This window comes from Chryseobacterium proteolyticum, from assembly GCF_046591535.1.
Classification (GTDB): domain Bacteria; phylum Bacteroidota; class Bacteroidia; order Flavobacteriales; family Weeksellaceae; genus Chryseobacterium; species Chryseobacterium proteolyticum.
This window is the reverse complement of sequence record NZ_JBJLWK010000003.1, coordinates 628,102-653,630: the sequence shown is the minus strand read 5'-3', so window position 1 is coordinate 653,630 and position 25,529 is coordinate 628,102. Positions and strand designations below refer to the sequence as shown.

Here is a 25,529-nt window from a genome sequence, read left to right as displayed (position 1 = left end):
GAAATGAAAATCTCAGTAATTATTCCTGTATATAACGCTGAAAAGTATGTTTCTCAGGCAGTGGAGTCAGCAATAGTGCATGATGAAGTATTCGAGGTGATTTTAGTAGAAGATGCATCACCGGATTCTTCTTTAGAAGTTTGTAAGGAATTAACCTCAAAGCATGATAAAGTTAAATTACACCAACATCCGGATAAAAAAAACCATGGAGCCGGCCCCAGTAGAAATCTTGGGATAGAAAAATCTACTGGAGACTTTATCGCCTTTTTAGATGCTGATGATTATTATCTCCCCAATCGTTTTGAAGCGGAAAAAAAGCTTTTTATAAATCCTGAAGTAGAAGGAGTTTATGGTGCAATCGGCGTTCATTATTATTCGGAAAAAGCAAAAGAACAGTATTATAAGCTTTTCAAAGACTCACTTACCACCGTATATAAAAAACATAGCCCAAAAGATGTTTTTCCCGGATTAATCCATAAACTTGGAAGTTTTGGACTCTTCAGTTTGGATGGGCTGACCATCAGAAAAGCTTCGATGATAAGAAAACTAAATCCATTATTTAAACCGATGAAGCTTCACGAAGACACGGAATTCTTATTTCGTTTGTCTTATTATCTTGAACTCTATCCCGGAATTATTGACCAGGCAATAGCAATGAGAGGAGTACACGAAAGTAACAGAATTACTAAAGTAGATTCCAATAAAACCAAGCCTGCAATTTCAAGGACTATTCTCTGGAATGAAACTTATAAGTGGGCAAAAGATGAAGCAACCATATCTGATGATATTAAAATTCATATCAAGAGAATGCAGCGCAGTTTTGAAATTGCTAATGCCCCTAAACTAAAAAAATGGGGTATGATAATCAAATATTTAGTGACAGATTATGAAAGTATAAAGTCTGGATTATATAATATTAACTTCAGATATTCATTAATTTCGTAATCTTGTATAATATTATATCGTTTGCCTGTTTAAATTAATTGATCATAATGAAAATATCTGTCATTATACCTGTTTACAATGCAGAGAATTACATCTCCCAAGCTGTGCAATCAGCTCTTCAGTTTGAAGAAGTGTTTGAAGTAATTCTTGTGGAAGATAAATCTCCGGATAATGCATTGATCGTTTGTCAAAGACTTATGGAAGAGCATGACAGAGTAAAATTATATCAGCACCCTGATAAACAAAATCATGGTGCCGGAGCATCTAGAAACCTGGGAATCCAAAATGCCACAGGTGATTTTATCGCTTTTTTAGATGCAGACGATTATTACTTACCCAATCGTTTTGATGCAGAAAAAGAGCTTTTTCAAAATCCTGATGTTGAGGGGGTATATGGGGCAATTGGAGTACACTATTATTCGGAAAAAGCTAAGGAACAATACTATAAAATTTTTGAAGACCGCCTGACCACTGTTTATAAAAAACATAATCCTCAAGATGTATTTCCCGGCCTTCTTAATATGAAAGGAAGTTTTGGCCTTTTTAGTCTGGATGGATTAACAATAAGGAAAAGTGCTTTATCAAAAGTGGGACAATTCTTCAAAACTCAATTAAGACTTCACCAGGATACTGAATTCATCTTCAGACTATCGTTCTATCTCCGCCTTTATTCTGGGCTATTGAATACTGCAGTTGCAGTAAGAGGAGTTCATGAAAATAACAGAATTACACAGGTAGACGTTGGTAAAATAAAACCTTCATCCACCAGAATTATGCTCTGGAGAGAAGTCAATAATTGGGCACAGCATGAAAATTTGATTTCAAATGATATAAAGAAACATATTGAAAGGACTCTCCGAAGTTACCAGATTGCAGAAGCTTCTGTTCCCAGAAAATGGGGGATGATCACAAAATATTTGTTTACAGATTTTCGAAGCATTAAATCTGGATTGTATAATATTAACTTTAGAAAGTATTTACTTTAGTATCTTTTTAATATATCAAAATTTCATTACTATAAGAAAATAATCTATACTATTGTTCTGATATAATTTACTTGATAAAAATTCCTACAAACTTATTATCCATTTCAATGATGGTCGTTTCAATATGATTTTTTTCACAGAAATCCTGATAGGCTGAATTATCACCGATATCATCACTAATAAACACTCCTCCACTCCTTAAATGGGAATAGAGCTCATTATAAGCCCATGACATCCCGTTATAACTCTTGTCTGAATCGTAATGGATAACATCAAAAATTTTATTCTCGACAAAAATTTTCGGCAAAGATTCTTTATCTGCAAAACGGAATAGTTTCCAGTTTCTTTTAAGATTTTCAGGAACTACATATCCAACATATTGATCTCCATTTTGTCCCAGATAAGGCATATCGGAACTATACAAGGTTCCATTTCTTTTTTCCAGAGAAAGCAATGATGCCAATGAGGACCATCCATAGGCCACTCCTGTTTCTACTACATTTTTTGCCTGCGAAAATTCACATGCATAATAAATAAGTTCTAAGGCTCCGGGTCCTCCCATTTTAATTGGACATTCCTTCTCTCGTTGTATAGCATAATCTAAAATTTCACGATAACTGGATTCAAATGAAAATGTATTTACGCCAAAAAGCTTTGTTATAGCATCTCTCTGGGAAATTGCTTTTGATCTTGCCCAAAAATTTGTTTTTTCCTTTCCTTTAAACGCATTATTTCGGTTAACTGTATTTTTTAAAATTTTCCTACCCAGTTCAGGATAGAGATCCGGCCTTTTAAGATAGGCTACAAATGTTGTAAAAACTCTTTTTAATTCTCTCATCGTGTTACTTTACACAAAAATATATTTTTTTTTTAGTTACATTTGTTTAAACTAAAATCAATTTTAGTACTCAAATGATAAAAATTAGTGTAAGGTACTTGCAAAAGATCTGCCAATAATTTTATAAAAAAAATAAACAAAGATAAAAGAATGCTTTCCCGATTTTTTGAAACTCTTCAAAGAAAAAAACAAATTACTATCCTTCACAAACATCCCAAAGTAATTTTAGGAAGTATAAAACTGGGGATTTCTAATCACTTTATCATCTATAAAAACATTGGAAAAGCAATTTTTGGTAAAAATATTAATTTCAGAAATTACATTCATATTTTAGTTAAGGATGAAGGAATCCTTGAAATTGGGGATAATGTTTTTATGAATAATTTTTGCTCTATCAATTGTTTAGACCACATCTCTATCGGTGAAAATACTTTGTTTGGTGAAAATGTAAAATTATATGACCATAACCATGCACATCAAAGTATACCGGAATTCAAAATTTTCCATAATGAGTTTACAAAAGCTCCTATAAAAATTGGGAAAAACTGTTGGTTAGGAAGCAATGTTACTATATTAAAAGGTGTAAATATCGGCGATAACTGTATAATAGGAGCAGGCTGCACCATATATAAAGATATTCCTGCTAATACAACAGTCCTTAATAAGCAGGAATTAATTTTCAAATTATAAAAAAATGAAATTTTCAGTTCTTATAGCACATTATAACAATGGTAATTACTTTAAAGATTGCTATGAAAGTCTTCAACAACAAACCTATACGAACTGGGAAGCTATTATAGTGGATGATTGTTCTGCTGATACCGAGAAAGAAATGATAAAATCCCTAATATCCGATGACAGTAGGTTTTTGTTTTTTGAAAATGAGACCAATAAGGGAGTAGGCTATACCAAACGAAAATGCGCCGAGCTTGCCACTGGTGAGATCTGTGGATTTGTGGATCCCGATGATGCCATTTTTCCGACAGCTATCGAAGAGTCAATAGAAGTTTTCAAACAGAAAAAAAAATGTAGTCCTTACCTATTCCAGATTTTTATCATGTGATCAGAACTTAAATATTCTTTATCCTTTTAAATCTGCAAAACAGATCCTAAATAAAGATCCTTATTTTTTTAATTATCCAATCCAGATTGCTCATTTTGTAGCATTTAGACGAGAAATATATTTAAAAACTGAAGGTATTGATTCTACATTAAAGAGTGCCGTTGATCAGGACCTATATTTAAAAATATTAGATTTTGGTGACGCATACTTTATTGCCAAGGATCTATATAAATACAGACTTCATCCTAATGGGGTATCTCAGGCAACATCAAAAGGAAAGGCTAAAGACTCATTTGCAAAAGTTATTTTTAATACATTTAAAAGAAGAAATATTATATCTATAAATGGGCGAGCTGTTCCCCAGGTTTATCAAAATGCTGAAGAGGTTTTCAGTTTACTTGATTATCAAACGAAAATGGCACACAGATTAAAGATTAAAATATTAACATTTTTGCAGAACAATTGATATACTTGAAACTAAACACACTTCATAGAAAAAATTATCTATACAAAAGTTCAGAATAATGGAGCATAATAAAAAAATAAAAGTTCTTTTCAGACATCGCTCTATGGAGATTGGCGGTGTGGAAAAAGTAGTATTAAGTATGCTCAACAACCTGAACAAGGATAAATTTGAGCTCACAATATGCTTAAGCCTTAATCAGGGAGAGTTACGGAATGAGTTTCCTGACAACATTAGAAAAGTATACATCGCGGAAGGGAAAGAAGATTTCTCAAAAAATCCGATTATTCAAAAAATTCAACTGGCTAGAAGAAAATTTAGACTTAATAAGATCGACAAAAATCCCAGGCTTACGGATGGGATTTTAAAAGATCAATATGATGTAGAGATTGCAACTACATACGGCATTTATAAAGCCGTTCTAAACTCAACAAATAAAGAATCTAAAAAGATTGCATGGCTTCATTCAGATCTTTCATTGGAAGGCTTTGCTCCTTACCGTGAGGAAATCTTTAAAAACATGCAACAGTTTGATTATATCATTTATGGTTCACAGCAATGTAAAGATATATTGACTGAAAAATTTCCAGACCTTAAGTTGCCTCCGGGCGAAGTTGTTCTGAATGCTATTCCCATAAAAGAGCTAAAAGCAAAAGCAAAAGCATTCATTCCTGAATTTGAAGAGCTCCCTACTTTTGTATCAGTGGGCAGACTGCACTATAGAAAAGGATACAGAACATTACTGGAGACTCACAAAAAACTAATTGATGACGGGTTTGATCATCGCATTATTGTTATCGGTGATGGAGAGGATTATGAACTTCTTTCCAAAAGGATTGAGGAATTAAATGTAAAAAATTCCTTCAAGCTATTAGGTACCCAAATGAATCCATACCCATACGTTTCCAATGCAGATTTTTATATCATGCCGTCAGAAAGTGAAGGATGGCCATTAATTATTGCAGAAACCCTGATTCTGCAGAAACCCATACTAGCAACCAACGTGGGGGGAATTCCTGAAATGATTACCCATAAAGAATCCGGTTACCTGACAGATTATTCCCAGGAAGGCCTGTACAACGGTATCAGGGAATTTTTAACGAACAAAGAGCTTGTCCAACATATACAGGACAACCTGAAGGATATCGAAAAGCGTTTTGATAATGAAAAGATTTTCAAAAGTGTGGAAAATATTATCGAGAATCTATATCAAAGTAAAATTAAAAACCAATAACTCTTAAAGTATATCATAACACAAGTTGCAAAAGATGAATTCCTTTATTGAAAATTTATACCAATCTTTTCTCCTCAACAGCAAACAAGTCTGCTTAATCGTAGAGGATAAAGAATACACCTATGAGGAAGTCTTAAATTTGACCCATCAAATAAGATATCAGCTACAAACCATAAGTTCTCAAAACGTAGGAATCTATCTCACTGATGATGTGTATATGTATGCTTCAATTCTTGCGGTTTGGTTTTCAGGAAAAACATACGTTCCCATACATCCAGAATTTCCTTTCAGCAAGAATATGAATGTTATTCAGCAGGCAGATATAGAAGCAATCCTTACGTCAGCAGAAATAACAGAGAACTATGAAACTAAGCTGATTGACACAAAAAAGATGGCTGAAGGGGTCCTTTCTACATTACCTTCAGAGTCCTCCATAGATAATAATGCCTACATCCTCTTCACTTCCGGAAGTACAGGAAAGCCGAAAGGTGTTCCTATCCGGTTCTCCAATTTATACTATTTCTCTGATGCTTTCCATTCAACTTTTGGAAAATTAAATTCTGAGGATCGTGTGCTGCAAATGTTTGAGCTTACATTTGACCTTTCGGTAATGAGTTATCTGATTCCCTGGTTAAACGGAGCAACGGTTGTAGGTCTTCATAAAAAAGAAACTAAGTTTTTGCAGATCCTGGACCTGTTAGAAGCAGATAAAATTACGATAGCCTTAATGGTTCCAAGCATCTTAAATCTGATTATACCTTACCTTGATCCCGAAATAAAAAATAGAAGCTTAAGGCTAAATTTATTTTGTGGTGAGGCATTATTGACAAAGCAGATTACCGGGTGGAAGGATTTCGTACCCAATGCCAGTATCTACAATGTATATGGACCAACAGAAAATACAATTTTCTGCACTCATTATAAAGTGGAAGACTCGATAAAAGAAAAAAATGGCATCATAAGTATCGGAAAATCGGTTATCAACTCTACAATGAGCTTTTCTGACAATGAAATGAATGAAGGAGAACTCTTATTATCCGGAAAATTGTTGGCAAATTCTTATTGGAAAAATGAAGAAAAAACAAAAGAAGCATTTGTTCAAAGAGATCATACAACTTTCTACAGGACAGGTGATTGGTGCGTAAAAGATAATGAAGGAGATTATTTCTATCTGAACAGGATCGATTTTCAGGCTAAGATCAATGGTTTCAGAGTAGAGTTAGTAGAAATCGAATATTTTTCAAATGAAAAACTGGAAAACGCAATCAGTGTTGCTGTTATTCACAAGGACAAAAACAATAATGATATTCTCGTCTTGTTTATCAATGAGCCAAGTGCCGATGAGGATTTAATTCTTTCTCACCTGAAAGATAATCTTCCGGAATATTGTATTCCTTCAAAAATCATTAAACTCGAAAAGTTTCCGGTCAATACATCCGGAAAAATAGATCGAAACGAATTAAAAAAGACTTTGTTATGATCAGCATCAGAAAAGCCACAAAAGATGACATTCCCTTGATCATAAAAGGAATACTAGCCATTGAGACCCATCCAATATCACTGTCTGATACTTTCAGCAATATTTTCGGAAGCGACATTGATACGACTAAAGAATATCTTAATCAATTTTTTTTTAGATGATGAGAACTTCGATACTGAATTATCTCTGAATACATATACCATAGCAGAAATGGATGGGATAGCCGCAGGATGCTGTGCACTGATCCTTACCAATGTCAATTACTATCAGAATAAAAGTGAATTATTTCCGATTCATCTGAAAGGTGATCATTTATCTTCATTCATAAATAAGGCAAAAAACTTACCTGAGACCAAAAGTTATTCTGAAAACAAATACCTGATCCAATATGTTTTTGTAGATGATCTCTTCAGAGGAAAAGGAGTAGCGGAATTTTTATTAAAGCACATCATTTCGGAGATGAAAAATCTTACTGATGAACTTTACATAGATGTACTCGAAAGCAGCCCGCACCTTATACAATACTATGCTAAATTTGGATTTTCCGAATATGAAACAATTCAAATAGACACTCAGGAAAATAAAATTTACCCCAGTATCAAAAAGGTTATTCTGAAAAAAAATTTAAAAGACTAGTCGAACTTCTCTTTTCCTATGGCCTCCGTTAAATCTTTTATAGTATTAATACTTCTGAAAGATCTTGGATTAAGGCTTACGCCAAATTGATTTTCAACCAACTGCATAACCAAAACTGCTGACAGAGATCCATAGCTCTCTAATTCCTTAAAATGCGTATCCGCAGTTATTGTAGTTTTTTCGTTAAGTTCTTGCTGAAGCAGTTCGCAAAAATGTTCGATCTTCATTGTGTTATATATTTGGAGGGACAAATTTATAAAATAATTTCTAACTTTGTTTTACTATGATGATATATAAGATTATTAATAAAATATCTACCCTTACTCAGGATTTCCAACATTCCGTTTACCTTAAAATATGCAAAAACAGCGGGCTAAAACTAGGAAAGAATGTAGTGGTACGAAATAATGTTTCCTTTGGCTCCGAACCATTTCTTGTGGAAATTGGAGACGATACAAGAATTGCCTCTGGGGTAACGTTTGTAACCCATTCAGGAGCTACTGCCAATATCAGGAAGCTGGAAGGCTATGAAGAGGTAAGGAATTTCGGATGGATAAAAGTGGGGAAAAACTGTGCCATCGGTAGCAATTCGGTAATATTACAAAATGTTGAAATAGGAGATAATTGTGTTCTCGGAGCTAATTCAGTTTTGTCCGAATCAATGCCTGAACATACTGTCTACGCAGGAAATCCCGCCAAATATGTTTGCGAAATAGAAGATTATGCTGATGTTTTAAAAAAAACCACGATTGACTATCCTATCCATCTTGAAAAGAATAGAAAAGAGCTTAACCAGTGGCTGAAATTGAATTTACCTCAAAAGTTCAAAACTTCGAAATAGTGCCTAAGAAAAAGATCCTTATCAGAATTGGTTCCCTACGTCACGGCGGCGCAGAAAAAGTACTTGTAACTTTTCTAAAAAATTTACCTTCTGATCGCTATGAAGTTGATTTACTCTTAAACTTATACTCTGGAAAATATTTACCGGAAGTCCCGGATTGGATCAATGTCATTTACCTTAATAAAGGTGAAATGATTACTACAAACCGTATACAGGATATTCCTAAAAAAGCAATCCGTGTTATTTATCAGAAATCACTAAACCAATTTCCGTCTCTTCTTTACAATGGCAAATTAAAAAATAAAAAATATGACATTGAGTTTGCCGCCATCCACGGAATGCGGGATGAAATTCTAAATTCTCCTCTTCAATCATCTAAAAAAATCGTCTGGATCCATAATGATTTATCACAAGTCAAAGGATATACCCATGATGAAATCCGTAAATTTTTCGGATTTGATAAAATATTGGTTATTTCTGAAAAGATTGAACAGCTATTTTATAAGACAGCAAAAAATGAATCGGAGAAACACAAAATTATTAAGATCTACAACCCTCTTGACACAGAGGAAATTCTACAAAAAGCAGAAAAATCAATTGATGATTACAGCTTTGATTCGTCTGTACCCACTTTTGTTTCCGTGGGAACCGTATTTCCACAAAAAGGATTTGACAGACTTTTAAAAGTTCACCAAAGACTTATTGATGAAGGCTTAAAACATAGGATTTTAATTATCGGAGACGGATATGATTTTGAAAACATCAAAAAATTGAAATCGGAACTTGGAATAGATGAAACGGCAACCATGCTAGGATTTACGGACAACCCTTATCCCTACTTCAAAAGTGCCGACTTTTATATTTTAAGTTCAAGATATGAAGGTTTTCCTACGGTTTTATTTGAGGCCATAACTTTAAAAAAGAAAATTATTGCTACAGATGTTTCCGGGGTAGAGGAAATGTTGAACAACGGGGAACTTGGTATGATCGTAGATAATTCCGAAGAAGGCATCTACTCCGGAATGAAGCAGGCTTTATTACATCCAGATACTTTTCTACAATATAAAGAGGCTTTGAATAATTACCTTATGCCTTTTAACCTTAAAAATTCCGTACAGAAAATAACCCGTATTTTAGATGAGTTATAAATAAATTTATCTTTCTAACCCTACATATAATTTATATGCCAGATCAATATACTACTATCCAAAAAGACTTCTACCGCGAAAATGGAAAATGGCTTTCTAAATTTGAGATGTGGGCTAAATGTGTAAACCCCAACCTCCATTTTATTTATATACTTAGAAAAGCCCAATCCTACAAAAAGAAATCCCTTGCCGGAGCATTCTGGAGATTTGTATTAAGGCACCACCAGATAAAGTATGGGTTTCAGATCTATCCGGAAACCCAAATTGGAGAAGGGTTTTACTTAGGACATTGGGGAAGTTTGGTCATTAATCCTAAAACCAAGATCGGAATTAATTGTAACATTGCCCAAGGTGTAACCATTGGCCAGCAAAACCGGGGGAAAAACACAGGAATTCCGGCTATTGGAAATGAAGTATGGATAGGCGCTAACGCTGTAATCGTAGGTGGAATTACTATTGGAGACAATGTACTAATTGCACCCAACTCCTATGTAAACTTTGATGTTCCTTCCAATTCTGTAGTTGTAGGTAATCCTGGAAAAATATATCCCAAAGAAGATGCTACGGAGGGATATATCAATAACAAAGTATAAAATTTCCGCCTTGCTGAAAAGCATGTTTTAAGCATTTAAGAATATTTTAATTCTTAAATCCACACATTCTGTCTAATTGTTCGTATTTTTATTTAGATTTTTGTTCCGTTTAAATTTTGAAAAAGTCAATAATTAGTATTAAAAATAAGATATAATGCTTGATTTTAAAGCAGATGTATGATTTTAAGCATATTTTAATATTAAACTTTGTTAAAAGAGATCAACTTTTCATCAAAAATTATATTTTTGCATAATTATTGATTTGATCTATTGGATTTGAAAATAATTTAAACGAAATGAATAATTATAAACCTTAAAAATTTATTTTATGTCCCAATCGTACGAAGTTATTTTTGAAAACAACAAAAAATGGGTCGAATCCAAAATTTCACAGGATCCGGCTTTCTTTGAAGAATTAGCCAAAACCCAACATCCGGACTACCTATATATAGGGTGCTCGGACAGTAGGGCGACAGCTGAAGAATTAATGGGAGCTAAACCTGGAGAAGTTTTTGTCCACAGAAACATTGCCAATGTTGTAAATACTTTGGATATGAGTTCTACAGCGGTTATTCAATATGCGGTAGAACATTTAAAAGTAAAACACATTATTGTTTGTGGGCATTATAATTGTGGTGGAGTAAAAGCAGCGATGACCCCTCAGGATTTAGGATTATTAAATCCCTGGCTTAGAAATATTCGCGATGTTTACAGATTACACCAGACTGAACTGGATTCAATTCAGGATGAAGGAAAACGTTATGACAGGCTTGTAGAACTTAATGTTCAGGAGCAATGTATCAACGTAATCAAAATGGCCTGTGTTCAGGAGAGATACATATTAGAAGAGTATCCTATAGTTCATGGCTGGGTTTTCGACCTTCGAACCGGAAAAATTATTGATCTGGACATTGACTTTGAAAAGGTTTTGAAAGACATCCAGAAAATATATAATCTAACCGAATCAGACTGGGTCATGAACAGAAAAACAAAATAGTTTTTCCAAAAAAGAGTGAAATGAAATTCTGGAGTATTATTGTATTGACGGTTTTCCTAAACTTTACAGCCTTGCCGAGCATTGCTGCAGTAGCGGGCTGGGATTTACTGAGAACCAATATAATAGTCAATGAAGAAGAACCACACTCCCATCCTACTTCTTTTACAGTGTACGAAAAAACACTTCCTAAAACATTAGATGTATTTGATTATCTCAAGTTCTTTGAACCGGACGTAAAAGACAGATCTTTTGTATTGGTGGATGATGATTTTCACCTGTCTCCCTTATTAACCATATTTTCTCCGCCTCCCGAAGCTTAATTTTTATAGTTAGAGTTTTTTGATACCTATTCCTTATCAACTTTTTTGATAATGAATACATACGTGCTTTAAAAATTAAATTTTCAATCTTTATAACTAGCTTATTTAAAGACAAATATGCTGGTTATATCTCACAGCTTCACATCATGAAAAAGACATCATTAATAGGAGGAATCAAGGAAAATTTCCCTTCAGGACTCGTGGTATTCTTAGTAGCACTTCCTCTTTGTTTAGGAATTGCTTTAGCATCAGGTGCACCTCCTTTATCCGGAATTATCGCCGGTATCGTAGGTGGCCTGGTCGTAGGAACAATAAGTAATTCAAACATTTCTGTTTCCGGCCCTGCAGCTGGTTTAACAGCAATTGTTTTAACAGCCATTACAGATCTTGGCGCCTTTGAATTGTTTCTTTGTGCAGGAATTATTGCAGGATTTATTCAATTGATTTTAGGGTTTGCAAGAGCTGGAAGTATTTCCAACTACTTCCCTAATAATGTAATTGAGGGAATGCTTGCGGCAATAGGAATTATTATTATCCTAAAGCAGATTCCCCATGCATTAGGATTCGATAAAGACTACGAAGGACATGAATCTATTTTCGACAATGGCTTAAACTTTAATTACTTTACCGAGCTTTTCGGGGCCATACATCCGGGAGCCGTTCTTGTAACAGTAGTATCAGTGAGTATTCTTCTGCTTTGGGATAAAGTTCCCGCACTTAGGAGAATGAAGATGCTTCCTGGAGCATTGGTTGCCGTAGTTACAGGAATCTTATTAAATGAAACTTTTAAAATGACTGGAAGCCCACTGGCCATAAAAACAGAACACTTGGTTTCATTACCTGTTCCAAAATCCATTGATGATTTTAAAAATTTAATCTTATTACCGGATTTTACCGGATTTACAAATCCCAAAGTATGGATCGCGGGTGCAACGATCGCTATTGTTGCCTCCATTGAGACCTTGCTTTGTATTGAAGCATCTGACAGGCTGGACAGACAGAGAAGAATAACAGATACCAATTTAGAACTTAAAGCACAGGGAATCGGAAACCTTGTCAGCTCATTTATCGGCGGATTACCTATGACCTCCGTTGTTGTAAGAAGCTCGGCAAATGCTAATGCAGGGGCAACATCAAAACTCTCAGCAATGATTCACGGTGTTCTGCTTCTGGTATGCGTACTGACCATACCATTTCTACTCAATTTAATACCATTGGCAACATTAGCCGCCGTATTAATTTTAGTAGGTTATAAATTAGCAAAACCGGCTACATTCAGACATTTCTGGCATTTGGGAAAATTTCAGTTTATCCCTTTTTTAGCAACAGTTATAGCTGTTGTGGCAACAGACTTGTTAAAAGGGGTTGGAATAGGTCTTGCCATTTCCATTTTCTACATCCTTCAGGGAAATATGAAAAGAGCCTATTACCTTAGCAGGGAGAATCTGGATGATGCAGACGAAATCAATATCAAACTGGCTGAAGAAGTTTCTTTTTTAAACAAAGCAGCCATCAAAAAAACACTTAAAAATATAAAACCTAATTCTGCAGTAACCATCGATGCCAGGGATACTTCATATATAGCGACAGACGTTTTAGAAATGATCCAGGATTTTGCCAACATCCGCGCAAAAGAAGAGGATATAACGGTAGAGCTTCTGGGCTTCAAAACCTCGTACAGAGATTACGAAAAAAATGAAGATTCACACATACTGGTTACACACAGAAGAGCTATGTAAGCTCATTTATCAACAATTATTTTTTAACTTTAAAATTTGAAAAAACCATTAAATTATATGAAAGCACATACGTACGAAACCCAATCAACGATTACTCCCGAGAAAGCTTTAGAGTTTTTAAAAGAAGGAAACCAAAGATTTGTAAACAACTTAAAGGCTAACAGAGACCTCTTGGAACAGGTAAATGCTACCCGTGAAGGACAGTGGCCTTTTGCAGTTGTTTTAAGCTGTATAGACAGCCGTACCTCAGCAGAGCTAATCTTTGACCAGGGATTGGGTGATGTTTTCAGCATCAGAATTGCCGGTAACTTTGTAAATCAGGATATTCTGGGATCAATGGAGTTCGGTTGTAATGTTGCAGGTTCCAAACTTATCGTTGTTTTAGGGCATACCAAATGTGGTGCCTTAAAAGGAGGACTTGATGCCGCACAAATCGAAGGAATGGGAATGGATAACCTGAACCACCTGATTAACCATTTTGATCCGATCATCAATGAAGTTATTGAAGAGAATGAAGAACGTTCATCAAAAAACAGTTCATTATTAGAAAGACTGAATCATCAGAATGTAAAAAATGCTATCGAAGACATCCGTAAACAAAGTTCAACGCTTAGAAACCTTGAAAATGAAGGCAAAATCAAAATCGTTGGAGCAAACTACGATGTTGAAACAGGTGCTGTAACCTGGTTATAGTATTCAGATATTACTATGTAATAGTTTAGATCAATTAATTTTTAAATTCACAATAAAGAACCATCGAACCCCGGTGGTTCTTTTATTTCAAGCATAAGAATTTTCAAGGCTCAATTTTTCCTTACATTTGATGCGTAAAAATTAATGTTGCAGACAAACTTATGAAACTACAGGAAAACTTCATTCTGATTGGAATTTTAGTAATATTGAGCGGATCTTTAAAAGCACAAAAGCAAGTTACAGATACCCTCGCTTATCTTAAAAAATTTGAAACAAACAAAGAAAAATACATTGGTAAGCCTTTTTCACTACTACTAAAAGACCTTTCCCAGTTACAACCTAAAAAAGCAAAATCAGATATTAATGAAAATCCCGGTAGTCCTTTGTTAAACACAACATTCAGGTTTTCAGAAAGCGATATCAACTCCGCTCAGGAACCCACAATGATTATTAAATGGAAACCCGATAACTCTCCCACAACTCCAATAGAGTTTTTTGAACAGGAACATAATTACCGTTTTACCATCAGTGAAAGAAATTTTTTTGAAAAGAAAATTGTAAAGGATATTGTTGTTGCTAAATAATAAAACCTCCTGACGGAGGTTTATTGTTTTATGTAAAATCTGATTTATTTTCCGTTGAAAGCTGACATTGTATTGTTAATGCCCGCAAAAACAAATGAAAGGCAGGCCTTTGAAAATTGTTCAATTCTTTCTGGCAATTTTTCTCTTTCCTCTTCATTCCACGTACCCAAAACATAATCTACCTGTCTCCCTTCAGTAAAGTCCGCAGAAATTCCAAAGCGAAGCCGTGCGTAATTCTGTGTCTTCAGAACTTCATTAATATTTTTTAAACCGTTGTGTCCCGCATCAGATCCTTTCATTTTCATTCTTAATGTCCCGAAAGGAAGTACCAGATCATCCGTAATAATTAATATATTTTCCAGAGGGATATTTTCTTTCTGCATCCAGTATTTTACAGCATTACCAGAAAGATTCATATAAGTGTCCGGTTTTAAAATAAAGACTTTCCTGCCTTTATATTTCCCTTCTGCCATCCATCCGAAATTGGTTGTATTAAATGAAGCTTCAAGACTTTCTGCTATTTTTTCTGCAACCTTGAATCCTATATTATGACGTGTATTTTCATATTCCGCACCTTTGTTACCAAGTCCGACTATTAAATATTTCATTTGAAATTTTTTGCAAAATTAAGGGATAAAAAATAAAAAAACTCAATCCGTTAAAGAATTGAGTTGATCTATTGTTAAAAAAATTTTATAAAGGCTTGTAGATATAATTTATTCCATACCCTTTTGTTACGTAAGTCTGCGGATCGTAATGATAATCTGTACTGAACACTGCCGGAACAGGAATAGGTGTCGTAAGATCCGTTATCGCCATTCTCTTAGGACTGTTTGGAGATAGGATCAAACTTCTCTTATCATTCATTTCTGTAGAAAGGATCACAGATATTTTATAAGCAAAAGGAAGCAATGTATATGCACTTATCTGAGTGTCAAAGTTCGCATAATCATAACCCAGTTTACCTGTTGGTGCGCCAAATACGTCATTACTCATCGGGCCATAATGTCTTACTACTTTACTTACATTATCCCCTAAATAAGTATACCCAGTTCTTGAATAGTTTTTGTAAACAAACGGAACTCCTGAAACATCCTCTCCTGATCTCATGATAATACTGTCAAGCTTGCTTGTTGAAGCTGCATATTTCAAATTATAAAGAGTCTTGGTTTTTCTGAAAAGAGTTTGAGGACCTGGAGGATCTCCCGGAATAACCGGAGGTGTTCTCCTGAACACTGAACGGCTTTCAGATACCTTGTCTATTTTTCCCGATACACCATAAGTGAAAATCTGAGAATACGAAACACTATCCTTATCTAATTTTCCATTATTATCTAAATCAAGAAAACCTCTGAAATCAATCTTGCTTACCTTATCTCCGCTATACATAATATCTGTAATAGAAGCACTATCTGTAAGCACACGGGATAAAAGCAGCCCACTGTAATGATACTCTGCAATGGTATCAGCATCCGTAATTTCTCTATACAAAGCTCTAGGCCCTGTCAGTCCGGTATTGTTATGTAAATCAACAAGTGGATTTCCGTCTTCATCAATAAGATCTTTACACGAATGAATGGAAGAAAAACCAGCAAACAGTAAAATAAAATAGAAAAGTTGTTTCATTTCCAAGGGGATTATTTATTTTTTCACAAATATAATTTTTTTTTTAAACAAAAAGCATATATTTATTTATATTATAAGAAAACTAACAATCAAATAAGCAGGTTTTCTTGTACTTTAGATATTCTGAAGAGAAAAGTTGGGTAAAAAAACATATTTCACTGTAGACTATATCTTTAGAAGAGCTATTTACTTATAAGTAAGTTGTGCTATAAAACAAAAAAACTAAAAGACCCGCTTTTAGTTTTTTTGTTTTTTTATCGATAAAATTAATGATTAGTAAGGTTGCAGTACCTGAGTAGTAAGTACTGATTGTGCCATATCATCATTTAAATAAGTTGTATTTACAGCTTTTCCTGTTCCTAAAGTTCCGGAGTTCAGATTTCTTTTAGTACATGCTGCTTTAACGCTATAGTTATTCTGAGGAGTAAGGTTAGTAAGTGTAGCATTAAGATTGAAAATCTTATTTGTACCATCACCTCCAACCAAAACGTCTGTTCTCACAGCCTTAAGCGTATTGTTCACAAAAATTCCGCAAGCATAACTTATTGAAGAATTTGCATTAGCCGTTTTTTGTGTCGTTGTCTGAAAAGTAAACACTACTTTATTCGTTGCATTAGTAATAGAAAAAGTATCAACAGCTCCTGTCAGAACAGTCCAAGTAGCATCCAGTGCCGCATTTTCTGCATAAGGTGATGTAGAACCGTTTGCCCCTGAAAAAGTAGCACCTACTTTATCAGAAACCGTATTGATGGAAAACAAAGCCATACTTCCCTGTCCATCTGCAATCTTTATACTTTTCCAATCGTTACTAACCAAATCGGAATTGTTATGAAAAATCTCTCCGGCATTTCCTGCGTTCCCTTTTACGGTATTAGTCCCTCCTGTTCTCAATTCTTTATTTACATTGACATCTCCATTAATATCTAATGTGTTTACAGGTGTGTTAGTATTGATTCCCACTTGAGCTTTAGACAAACCAACACCTAATAATAATGTTATTAAAAATATTTTTTTCATGATTTAATTTAAAATGGTGTTAAAGACTTGAGGGATTTCGTAAACGTCCACTTTAAGAGAAGACTGGGCAATAAAGCTATCGATATTGGTTGCCACATTGATTCCTATTCCCAAAGTAGCATTATTCGTATTATATGACTGCAATCTTGAACAAGCCACACTTACAGTATGAGTTCCTTTTGTAAGATTCGAAGCAATTCCGATTTGATTGTGAGTTAAAAAGGTATTACTTGCAGTACTTGCTTTAATATTTCCTTGTCTTAGGTTCACCAATTTATTATCTACAAAGATTCCGCAAGCATAATCAATCGAAGTATCTGTAGCACCATTAGCAGGGAAATTCGTATGAACTACAGTTTCAAACTGAAAATACGTTTTACTATCCGTACTGTATACCTGGAACGGCTGAGATAAAGCATTGATCTTTTTAAAGTTATTAAAAGTGCTGAAGTCGCTCCCCTTTACAAAGCTCGTAGATCGTGTAGATCTTGTAGAAGATTCCTCAGTTCCAGTAAAAGTAACACCTGTTCTATCTGAAAAAGAGTTATTAAAGATCAGGTAAAACTGATTAGGTTCATATTCAGGAATTCTAAGTGTTTTCCAAATCGGAGGATAATTTTCTCCCTGTGAAACCAATATCTGGCCATTTGTCCCCTGAACGAGGCTATTGTCTGTTGTATTTAAAACAACCAGTTTATTACGAAGATTAATATCTCCGTTTACATCAAGTTTTGCTCTTGGAATTACTGTTTTTATTCCTATCTGCGCAGAAACAGAAAGCCCGATTGATAAGAATAGAAGCGATAATATATTTTTCATAATTAGTTGGCTTTGTAGGTTACGTATTCAATAATATCAATCTTTAGATCCGATTCTAAAGTAAAGGCATTAGAAACTGTATTGGAATTCGAAATGTTACGTCCAATTGAAAATTGGCTGTTCACATCAGAAGACTCAATTTTTCTACAAGCCACTTCAATTTTCTGAGCACCAAGGGGAACGTTTTGCTCAGTGTAATTCAGTGTAAAAATATAGTCCTGAAATCCTCCTTTGTCTGTATTATTTGTAGAGGAAACTTTATCAGGACGAACAGCAACAAGCTTACCTCCTCTGAATACTCCGCATGTAAAGCTTATATTCTGGGAAGTAGTAGCCACGGGAGCTTTCAATTCAATCCCTGTCTGGAATTGGTAAGTAATCCTGTTTTTAGGATTTTTAACTGTAAAATTATTTTCAAGGCCTTCAATCTTCACCCATTTACCCTTGCTGGTATCGGTTATATTATCCCCAACAACATTGGTATAGATCATATCACCTGCCACACCATTAGATAGACTGGTAATTCCTTTTTGATCCAGAGACAGGTACGAATTAATTAATTTGTACTGTCCTTCTTCCATAAAAGATACATTGATTGATTTCCATACAGGAGGTAGATTTTCTCCCTGCGAAACTAAAACTTGTCCGTTTAGTCCGGCATTTCCAACTTGAGTAGGAGTACCCCCCACTCTTAATTCTTTTCTTAAGGTGGTTTTCCCGTTTACATCGAGAGTCGAATTTGGTGAATTAGTGTCAATTCCCACCTGCGCGTGAGCATAGACAGAGCAAAGCCCTGCTATGCAGTAATACATAGTTTTTTTCATAATAAGCGGCACAAAGGTACACAATTTTAATATAAAACCCTATAGTTTAATTATTTATACCATAGAAATATGCCTATGTATTAATAGAATTCTTCGTAACGAAAAGTAGAATTATCTTTAAAACAGGGCTATAGCTGCAATATAGACCTCAACAAAATATTTACTTCATCTACATTTTTTATCTTATCTTTTCTCATCATTAAATTATTCCCTTCTTTTCCTATTTTTTCTTTTAACTGGGCCTCCGAAGGATTTTGAGTAAGATAATTGATAATGTGCCTGAATTTTTCTGTCTGATAAAACTTATCTTGAGGATTACCCGGAAAATATCCTAAAAAGACACCATTCTTCATAACAATTTTTTCAAATCCAATGTCTGCAGCGAGCCATTTTAAAGACACACTTTTTAAAAGATTAACAGCTTCCTCCGGTAAAGGCCCAAAACGGTCGATCAATTCGGATTCAAATTTCTGAAGATCTTTTTCATTATCAATTTCTGCAATCTTCTGATACAGCAATAACCTCTCTTCTGTATTAGAGATATAGAAATCAGGAAGCATGAGCTCCAGGTCGGTATCTATATTCACTTCCTTTACAGATTTAAAAAGTTTCTGCCTGTCCTCTTCATTGTCAAACAGGTTTTCAAAATCTTCATCATCTTTTAACTCCTCCAAAGCTTCCTGCATCAGCTTCTGGTATGTTTCAAATCCCATTTCATTAATAAATCCACTTTGCTCAGCACCTAACAAATCTCCTGCGCCACGGATTTCCAGATCTTTCATGGCAATCTGGAATCCACTTCCAAGATCTGAAAACTGTTCAATAGCTTCCAATCTCTTTCTCGCATCAGAAGTCATCATATCATAAGGAGGAGTGATCAGATAACAGAAAGCTTTCCTGTTACTTCGTCCAACCCTTCCCCTCATCTGGTGGAGATCTGCCATACCAAACCTTTGAGCATCATTGATAAATACCGTATTGGCATTCGGAACATCTACCCCACTTTCCACAATAGTTGTTGAGACCAGTACATCATATTTGCCCTCCATAAAATCAAGGACATTCCGCTCCAGCTGCTTCCCTTCCATTTGGCCATGACCAGTAATAACCCTGGCGTCCGGAACCAATCTCTGGATGAGTCCGGCAATATCTTTTAAGTTTTCAATCCGGTTGTTGATAAAATAGACCTGTCCGTCTCTTTGTAATTCATATGAAACGGCATCCCGAAGAATCTCTTCATTAAACCCGATAATCTGAGTATCTACCGGCTGCCTGTTTGGAGGTGGTGTTTTGATGACAGATAAATCTCTTGCAGCCATTAAGGAGAACTGCAAAGTTCTCGGAATAGGTGTCGCCGTCAGTGTAAGTGTATCCACATTGCTTTTAAGCGTTTTCAGCTTATCTTTTACGGAAACTCCGAACTTATGTTCCTCATCAATAATCAACAAGCCTAAATCTTTAAACTTAACACTATTGCTGGCAAGCTGATGCGTTCCTATGATGATATCTACTTTACCATTTTTTAATCCTTCTAAAGCTTCCGATTTTTGTTTTGCTGACCTGAATCTATTGATGTATGAAACATTCACCGGAAAATCTTTCAGCCTTTCCTTAAAGCTTCTGTAATGCTGAAATGCAAGAATTGTCGTTGGAACTAAAACCGCAACCTGTTTGCCATCTGTTGCTGCCTTAAACGCAGCTCTTATTGCAACTTCTGTTTTGCCAAAACCTACATCTCCACACACCAGACGATCCATCACAGTACTTGCCTCCATATCCGCCTTCACATCAATCGTTGCTTTTTCCTGATCCGGAGTATCTTCATAAATAAAACTGGCTTCCAATTCATTTTGTAAATAAGAATCCGGGGTATAGGCAAAACCTTGAGCGGTTTTTCTTTGTGCATAAAGTTTGATAAGATCAAAAGCGATCTGCTTTACTTTTGCTTTTGTTTTTTGCTTTAAAGACTTCCATGCCGGAGATCCTAATTTACTCAGAACAACTTCTTTGCCATCAGGCCCGTTATATTTTGATATTTTATGAAGTGAATGAATACTTACGTAAAGTAAATCTCCATTTTTATAGGTAAGTTTAAAACATTCCTGAATTTTCCCATCATTATTAACTTTTACCAATCCCATAAATTTACCGATCCCATGATCGATATGGGCAATATAATCCCCGACTTTAAGAGACATAAGATCCTTGAGGGTAAGCTGCTCAGATTTAGCAAAAGTATTTTTAGCCTTATATCTTTGATAACGGTCAAATATCTGATGATCGGTATACACAGATATTTTATGGTTATTATCAACAAATCCTTCATGAAGTTCAGATTTAAAGCTTTTGAAGATCATTTGATGTTCAAGTTCTTCAAAAATTGACTCCAGTCGTTCTCTTTGTTTTTCTGTTGAAAACGAAATCCAGGTATCGAAACCGTCATTCTGCTTCTCTTCCAGATCCTGAATTAATAATTCAAAATTTTTATGAAAAGAAGGCTGGGAAGTTTGCTCTATACTAATCTCATAAGTATTAAGCCCTTCAATGGCAACACTACTGAAATCAATTGTTTTGAACTTCTTGTAATCAAATAAAAACTCCTGATCGGAAATAAACAATTCATCAGGAGTCCTGTGAGCAATATCCTTACTTAAAGATTCATACTTTTCCAACGATTTCTCATAGAATGATCTTATTTTTTGCAATCCTACCACTCCATTTCTCGAAATTACAAAACTCTCTTTCGGCAGAAGCTGAAGTAAAGAAACACGGCTGCCAGAAACCGAAAAGTTCATATTTGAAACAAGCTGAAATTCTTTGATCTTATCTACCGACAGCTGCGTTTCAATGTCAAAAGTTTTGATGCTTTCTACCTCGTTACCAAAAAAAGTGATTCTATAAGGCTTTTCATTAGAGTAAGAAAAAACATCTACAATTCCTCCTCTTACTGAAAACTCTCCTGGCTCGGATACAAAATCTGCCTGCTGAAACTGATAATGGGAAAGCAGTTCATCCACAAAATCAAAATCGAGCTGATCTCCTACTTTGATATGATGTGAAATTGCTTTAAAATCTTCTTTTTTAAGAACTTTCTCTGATAAAGCCCCGGTATATGCTACAATTACTTTTGGAGATTTCCCGGAATTTATTTTATTTAAAACCTCTGTTCTTAAAACAAGATTTGCATTCTGAGTTTTTTCAACCTGATAGGGTTCAAGATGAGTTGCAGGAAAATAAAGAACCTTGTCTTTACCCAACAGATCCTCCATTTCAGTATTAGCATAAAGAGCATCTTCCTTATCATCTATAATGTAAAGAATATTCTTCTTTTGGGTCAGGAAAAGCTCTGCCACAAAAACAGAAGTGGAAGATCCTGCATTCCCTTTTACCGAGATGTGTTGATTCGCTTCCAGTTGTGTGAAAATTTCTTTGCCGAATTCTTTTTGTAATAAATCCGGAAGAAATTTTTCATGAATAGGTGTTAACTGCATAAGTAATAACGGTATAAACGACAAAATCGATTTCGGAAGTTCTCCGAAACCGTTCATTAATTTAGAACAAAGGTAGCTATATTTTTTCCAACCCAATAAAATAGCAAATTATTCAAAAATCAAAATAATCCCCCAACGATAATCTAAATAGCATCTTTTTACTAAAAACTCTAATTAAAAGTTAAAAAACTAACCATTTTACTTCATGGCACAGTGTTTGAAAACTTCATTCATACGAATATAACAACACTAAAAATAGTATTATGAAAAAAGCAATTAAAATTCTGGGCATTTTTATGGTGACATTTTTTGCAGCAGTCACTATAGCATCATGTAGCAGGGATGATGATCCCGCAAACAATGATTTCTTCGCAGGCACATACCGTGGAAGCGTATCTTATAACGACGGTGGTTCAACAAATACAAGCACCAATGACGGTAGTGTATTTGTAACCAAAATCGCCAGCGGTACAAAGTATAATTTTCGATTTTCAAACGGCATTCCCGACCTTAATGGAATAGAGTTTGAGCAAAAAGGTGATAATAGTTTAGTTATGATTGGTTCCAGCGCAACCTCTTATATAAGGATTGATAATAATGAATTAAAGATTCTTTATCTTAAAGACGGCAAAACGTGGACAGCCAATTGTACACGATAATAATTATTTTTTTTTAACAGGCCTGTTTCTTTTTAGAAACAGGTTTTTTCTTTTAATATATGCGATCGTTTAATCTTTTTTTAATCTGTAATAAACTTTAGTTAAGTTTCTATATACTAGATCTATCTGTACGATTTTTGCATACCTTTACTCAACAAAACCAAAATAATGTAATTCTATGAAAAAATTATTAACCGCAATGTCATTAATCTTAGGATTAGGTCTTGCAACTGCTCAACAAACAACTCCGGCAACTGCAACTAAAACTGTTCAGCAGGCTCCGAAAACTTTGAAAGCTCAGGAAGCGCCAAAAACATTGAAAGCCACTGAAACTAAATCTGCTGCTACTTCAAATGGAATGAAAATGAAAAAGGACGGAATTCCTGATAAAAGATACAAAGCAAACAAACATTTAAAAAAAGATGGCACACCAGATAAAAGGTATAAGGCCAACAAATAAACTCAACATATAGTTGTTATTTTCATAATCAAATTTCGAAGAACCGATGAGGCTATCATCGGTTTTTTTTATTTCATATTCCATAAAAGTATTCTCAGATTATTTAGTTATTTATAAATTTGAACCATGTTAAGCTTCCTAAAGAAAAATATAGCACTGGCCTGGGCAAAAAAACATGTCCAAAAAGCCGAAGAATTCAAAAAGAATGCAGAAAAGGATCAGGAAAAATTGCTTTTATCACTGATTGATACTGCAAAAAAGACTCTTTTTGGAAGAGAACATCAATTCGAAAATATTCAGTCAGTACAAGACTTTCAGGAAAAAGTATCTGTATCTGATTACGAAGATTTAAAGCCTTACATCGAACGGGTAAAAAAAGGACAAGCAAATATCCTTTGGCCGGAAACGCCCCAATATTTTGCCAAAACCTCGGGAACAACTTCAGGATCAAAATACATTCCCATTTCAAAAGAAGGGATGCCCTTTCAGGTAGCAGCAGCTCAAAGTGCATTATTCCATTATATTTCCCAGAAAAAAAAACGCTGATTTCGTCAATGGAAAAATGATTTTCCTGCAGGGAAGCCCTGTTCTTGAAGAAGTGTATGGAATAAAGACAGGACGTCTATCAGGTATTGTAGCCCACCACATCCCTAACTATCTGCAAAAAAATCGTCTCCCAAGCTGGGAAACGAATATCATTGAAGATTGGGAAACCAAGGTTGATAAAATTGTAGAAGAAACAGAGAAAGAAAACATGACCCTGATATCGGGAATTCCGCCATGGCTCATCATGTATTTTGAAAAGCTTACTGAAAAGCATGGTAAAAAGATCAAACAACTTTTTCCAAATCTTCAGCTTATTGTTACCGGAGGAGTAAACTATGAGCCGTATCGTGATAAAATGGAGGATCTTCTGGGCGGACCGGTTGATATCATTCAAACCTTTCCTGCTTCAGAAGGCTTTTTTGCGTTTCAGGATAGCTATACCAAAGAAGGGCTACTCCTTCTTACCCATCATGGTATTTTTTACGAATTCATTCCGTTAGAGGAATACGGGAAACCGGATGCCCGAAGATTAACACTAAAGGATATTGAGCTAAATAAGGATTATGCTTTGATATTAACAACCAATTCCGGACTGTGGGCTTACTCTATCGGGGATGTTGTGCGATTTATCAGCAAAAATCCTCACCGGATCTTAGTAAGCGGGCGAACAAAACATTTTACATCCGCTTTTGGAGAACATGTCATAGCTTACGAAGTAGAGGAAGCCATCAAAGCCACTTTAGAAAAGTTTCCCGCTCAGATTACAGAGTTCCATCTGGCTCCGCAGGTAACTCCCATTGAAGGACTCCCTTATCATGAATGGCTGATCGAATTCGAAAAAGAACCTGTAAACCTTCAGCTTTTCAAAGATGAACTGGATAATCAGCTACGCAAACGTAATACCTACTATGATGATCTTATTTCAGGAAATATCTTGCAAAAGCTGCACATTACGCTTCTGAAAAAAAAATGCATTCCAGGAATATGCAAAATCTCAGGGCAAACTGGGAGGACAAAATAAAATACCAAGATTGGCAAATGACAGAAAAATTGCTGATTTATTGGAAATTTACAAATTATAATCACATTTTTTCAATTCCAAAAACAAATATTCAAAAAAAAATTATAAATTTGAAAAACTAAATAAAAATAATGAAAGCATCTGTACTTTTAAAATCATCTTTACTTACCTCTTTATTTTTAATCTCTTCATGTGCTACTACAAAATACAGTGAAGATATTTCAAAAAATAATTATTCTAATCTGGAAGCGGGAAGAATATACATTGTCACTATGAAAGACGGTTCTAAAAAACAAAAAATGTTATTCCGTAATATCCAGGGTGATAATATCGTAGGAACAGTAGGTAAAAAAGACAGTACAGAAGTAATTATTCCAAAATCCAATGTTGCTGCCGTAAAAGACAGATCAAGAGCAAGGGTAACAGGAGGAGCAGTTCTTATTGGTGCAGCTGCGGCAGCGGCCATCGTAGTGAGTGCTTCAAGGGCAGACTAAATAGATTTTATC

26 protein-coding genes and 1 pseudogene are annotated in these 25,529 nt (G+C 34.8%); 19 read left to right on the top strand and 8 right to left on the bottom strand.

Annotation, left to right across the window (positions count from 1 at the left end; translation table 11 throughout):
* Positions 1–3 precede the first annotated feature (3 nt).
* Positions 4–945: a glycosyltransferase family 2 protein gene (locus tag ACJ5H0_RS14005; protein ID WP_411249961.1), complete on the top strand. Its 942-nt coding sequence runs from the start codon at positions 4–6 to the stop codon at positions 943–945.
* A gap of 47 nt (positions 946–992) precedes the next feature.
* Positions 993–1,931, top strand: a complete 939-nt coding sequence (locus tag ACJ5H0_RS14000; RefSeq protein WP_411249960.1) for a glycosyltransferase family 2 protein — start codon at positions 993–995, stop codon at positions 1,929–1,931.
* A 67-nt stretch (positions 1,932–1,998) separates the two neighbouring features.
* Here the strand turns inward: ACJ5H0_RS14000 and ACJ5H0_RS13995 are convergent, their stop codons facing one another.
* Entirely contained in the window at positions 1,999–2,769 is a 771-nt protein-coding gene (locus tag ACJ5H0_RS13995; RefSeq protein ID WP_411249959.1) for a class I SAM-dependent methyltransferase, read from the bottom strand.
* Between the two features lie 150 nt (positions 2,770–2,919).
* Here ACJ5H0_RS13995 and ACJ5H0_RS13990 point away from each other — a divergent pair, with 150 nt between their 5' ends.
* From ACJ5H0_RS13990 to ACJ5H0_RS13970, 5 genes are all read left to right on the top strand, one after another.
* Positions 2,920–3,459 (top strand): acyltransferase, encoded by a 540-nt coding sequence (locus ACJ5H0_RS13990; RefSeq protein WP_411249958.1) that lies wholly within the window; start codon positions 2,920–2,922, stop codon positions 3,457–3,459.
* A 4-nt stretch (positions 3,460–3,463) separates the two neighbouring features.
* The gene (locus tag ACJ5H0_RS13985; RefSeq protein ID WP_411249957.1) at positions 3,464–3,832 is read left to right on the top strand and encodes a glycosyltransferase family 2 protein; all 369 of its coding nucleotides are present in this window, start codon (positions 3,464–3,466) and stop codon (positions 3,830–3,832) included.
* A gap of 524 nt (positions 3,833–4,356) precedes the next feature.
* A complete protein-coding gene (locus tag ACJ5H0_RS13980) occupies positions 4,357–5,529 on the top strand; it encodes a glycosyltransferase (protein WP_411249956.1) in 1,173 nt (390 codons plus the stop codon).
* 34 nt (positions 5,530–5,563) lie between these two features.
* Positions 5,564–7,009, top strand: coding sequence for an AMP-binding protein (locus ACJ5H0_RS13975; protein WP_411249955.1), 1,446 nt, complete (start codon positions 5,564–5,566; stop codon positions 7,007–7,009).
* Between the two features lie 60 nt (positions 7,010–7,069).
* Complete coding sequence (locus ACJ5H0_RS13970; RefSeq protein ID WP_411249954.1) at positions 7,070–7,645, top strand: GNAT family N-acetyltransferase; 576 nt, start codon at positions 7,070–7,072, stop codon at positions 7,643–7,645.
* On the opposite strand, the gene ACJ5H0_RS13965 is transcribed toward ACJ5H0_RS13970, so the two are convergent.
* A complete protein-coding gene (locus tag ACJ5H0_RS13965; RefSeq protein WP_172282309.1) occupies positions 7,642–7,872 on the bottom strand; it encodes an acyl carrier protein in 231 nt (76 codons plus the stop codon). The two genes, ACJ5H0_RS13970 and ACJ5H0_RS13965, sit on opposite strands and share 4 nt — an antisense overlap.
* Positions 7,873–7,928: 56 nt before the next feature.
* On the opposite strand from ACJ5H0_RS13965, the gene ACJ5H0_RS13960 reads away from it, so the two are divergent.
* The 8 genes from ACJ5H0_RS13960 to ACJ5H0_RS13925 all read left to right on the top strand — a co-directional run bounded on the left by ACJ5H0_RS13960 (position 7,929) and on the right by ACJ5H0_RS13925 (position 14,560).
* Positions 7,929–8,486, top strand: a complete 558-nt coding sequence (locus ACJ5H0_RS13960) for an acyltransferase (RefSeq protein ID WP_411249953.1) — start codon at positions 7,929–7,931, stop codon at positions 8,484–8,486.
* Positions 8,486–9,634, top strand: coding sequence for a glycosyltransferase (locus ACJ5H0_RS13955; RefSeq protein ID WP_411250355.1), 1,149 nt, complete (start codon positions 8,486–8,488; stop codon positions 9,632–9,634). The genes ACJ5H0_RS13960 and ACJ5H0_RS13955 overlap by 1 nt, the downstream gene beginning before the upstream one ends.
* Positions 9,635–9,669: 35 nt before the next feature.
* Positions 9,670–10,227 carry a serine acetyltransferase gene (locus tag ACJ5H0_RS13950; protein ID WP_411249952.1) on the top strand — a complete coding sequence of 186 codons (558 nt, stop codon included), beginning with the start codon at positions 9,670–9,672 and terminating at the stop codon, positions 10,225–10,227.
* A 328-nt stretch (positions 10,228–10,555) separates the two neighbouring features.
* Positions 10,556–11,224, top strand: a complete 669-nt coding sequence (locus ACJ5H0_RS13945) for a carbonic anhydrase (RefSeq protein ID WP_273650463.1) — start codon at positions 10,556–10,558, stop codon at positions 11,222–11,224.
* Between the two features lie 20 nt (positions 11,225–11,244).
* Entirely contained in the window at positions 11,245–11,544 is a 300-nt protein-coding gene (locus ACJ5H0_RS13940) for a hypothetical protein (protein WP_172282300.1), read from the top strand.
* Positions 11,545–11,690: 146 nt separating this feature from the next.
* Positions 11,691–13,283: a SulP family inorganic anion transporter gene (locus ACJ5H0_RS13935; protein WP_411249951.1), complete on the top strand. Its 1,593-nt coding sequence runs from the start codon at positions 11,691–11,693 to the stop codon at positions 13,281–13,283.
* A 57-nt stretch (positions 13,284–13,340) separates the two neighbouring features.
* On the top strand, positions 13,341–13,976 hold the full coding sequence (locus ACJ5H0_RS13930) for a carbonic anhydrase (RefSeq protein WP_172282297.1): 636 nt from the start codon (positions 13,341–13,343) through the stop codon (positions 13,974–13,976).
* A 161-nt stretch (positions 13,977–14,137) separates the two neighbouring features.
* Complete coding sequence (locus ACJ5H0_RS13925; protein WP_411249950.1) at positions 14,138–14,560, top strand: hypothetical protein; 423 nt, start codon at positions 14,138–14,140, stop codon at positions 14,558–14,560.
* Between the two features lie 44 nt (positions 14,561–14,604).
* Here the strand turns inward: ACJ5H0_RS13925 and pth are convergent, their stop codons facing one another.
* From pth to mfd, 6 genes are all read right to left on the bottom strand, one after another.
* Positions 14,605–15,168, bottom strand: coding sequence for an aminoacyl-tRNA hydrolase (gene pth, locus ACJ5H0_RS13920; RefSeq protein WP_411249949.1), 564 nt, complete (start codon positions 15,166–15,168; stop codon positions 14,605–14,607).
* Between the two features lie 85 nt (positions 15,169–15,253).
* Positions 15,254–16,186 (bottom strand): hypothetical protein, encoded by a 933-nt coding sequence (locus tag ACJ5H0_RS13915; protein WP_172282292.1) that lies wholly within the window; start codon positions 16,184–16,186, stop codon positions 15,254–15,256.
* Positions 16,187–16,459: 273 nt separating this feature from the next.
* Positions 16,460–17,203 carry a hypothetical protein gene (locus tag ACJ5H0_RS13910; protein ID WP_345990940.1) on the bottom strand — a complete coding sequence of 248 codons (744 nt, stop codon included), beginning with the start codon at positions 17,201–17,203 and terminating at the stop codon, positions 16,460–16,462.
* A gap of 3 nt (positions 17,204–17,206) precedes the next feature.
* The gene (locus tag ACJ5H0_RS13905) at positions 17,207–18,022 is read right to left on the bottom strand and encodes a hypothetical protein (RefSeq protein ID WP_411249948.1); all 816 of its coding nucleotides are present in this window, start codon (positions 18,020–18,022) and stop codon (positions 17,207–17,209) included.
* Positions 18,023–18,024: 2 nt separating this feature from the next.
* On the bottom strand, positions 18,025–18,834 hold the full coding sequence (locus ACJ5H0_RS13900) for a hypothetical protein (RefSeq protein ID WP_228457018.1): 810 nt from the start codon (positions 18,832–18,834) through the stop codon (positions 18,025–18,027).
* A 140-nt stretch (positions 18,835–18,974) separates the two neighbouring features.
* Positions 18,975–22,337, bottom strand: coding sequence for a transcription-repair coupling factor (gene mfd / locus ACJ5H0_RS13895; RefSeq protein WP_411250354.1), 3,363 nt, complete (start codon positions 22,335–22,337; stop codon positions 18,975–18,977).
* Positions 22,338–22,600: 263 nt separating this feature from the next.
* Between mfd and ACJ5H0_RS13890 the strand changes: the two genes are divergently transcribed.
* The 4 genes and pseudogenes from ACJ5H0_RS13890 (at position 22,601) to ACJ5H0_RS13875 (ending at position 25,517) form a co-directional block, all read left to right on the top strand.
* Entirely contained in the window at positions 22,601–22,996 is a 396-nt protein-coding gene (locus ACJ5H0_RS13890; RefSeq protein ID WP_273650458.1) for a hypothetical protein, read from the top strand.
* A 178-nt stretch (positions 22,997–23,174) separates the two neighbouring features.
* Positions 23,175–23,456, top strand: a complete 282-nt coding sequence (locus ACJ5H0_RS13885; protein ID WP_411249947.1) for a hypothetical protein — start codon at positions 23,175–23,177, stop codon at positions 23,454–23,456.
* 126 nt (positions 23,457–23,582) lie between these two features.
* A pseudogene (locus tag ACJ5H0_RS13880) lies at positions 23,583–25,084 on the top strand (GH3 auxin-responsive promoter family protein).
* Positions 25,085–25,154: 70 nt separating this feature from the next.
* Positions 25,155–25,517, top strand: a complete 363-nt coding sequence (locus tag ACJ5H0_RS13875) for a hypothetical protein (RefSeq protein WP_345990944.1) — start codon at positions 25,155–25,157, stop codon at positions 25,515–25,517.
* Positions 25,518–25,529 lie beyond the last annotated feature (12 nt).